Below are 569 nucleotides of genomic sequence, written 5' to 3'. Positions count from 1 at the left end.
GTTAAGGAAGGAGCTGTTTGGTCGCTACCGTTGTGTTCGTATGTTTGTTCTTCCAGCGGATTGTTGCATTCATCGAACACGGTGTAATAATAGGTTACGGTCCAGTCGCAATCATTCCCGGTTGTTTTAGTACTGTCAAGTGATGCTGAAACATCCTGACCGCAATTATCGGAATATCCTGCGATTGCATTGGTTTCACTCCATGCCGGGACTGTACTTTGAGCATCTGTCATGCAGGCATTGTATTCGGTAGGATCGCTGAATGGTGTTCCGGTTAAGGAAGGAGCTGTTTGGTCGCTACCGTTGTGTTCGTATGTTTGTTCTTCCAGCGGATTGTTGCATTCATCGAATACGGTGTAATAATAGGTTACGGTCCAATCGCAGTCATTCCCGGTTGTTTTAGTGCTGTCAAGCGATGCCGAAACACTCTGTCCGCAATTATCGGAATAGCCCGCGATTGCATTGGTTTCACTCCATGCCGGGACTGTACTTTGAGCATCTGTCATGCAGGCATTGTATTCGGTAGGATCGCTGAATGGTGTTCCGGTTAAGGAAGGAGCTGTTTGGTC

1 protein-coding gene is annotated in these 569 nt (G+C 47.3%); it reads right to left on the bottom strand.

Features of this window, described 5'->3' with window-relative positions:
- Window positions 1-569 (bottom strand): hypothetical protein (locus tag D1614_RS25875; RefSeq protein ID WP_162304627.1); only part of this gene is annotated, 569 nt, incomplete at both ends.

Origin of the sequence: Maribellus luteus, from assembly GCF_003576475.1 — a bacterium.
Classification (GTDB): domain Bacteria; phylum Bacteroidota; class Bacteroidia; order Bacteroidales; family Prolixibacteraceae; genus Draconibacterium; species Draconibacterium luteum.
Note: the sequence above shows the minus strand (reverse complement) of the source record. Positions and strands in the feature narration are given on the sequence as shown.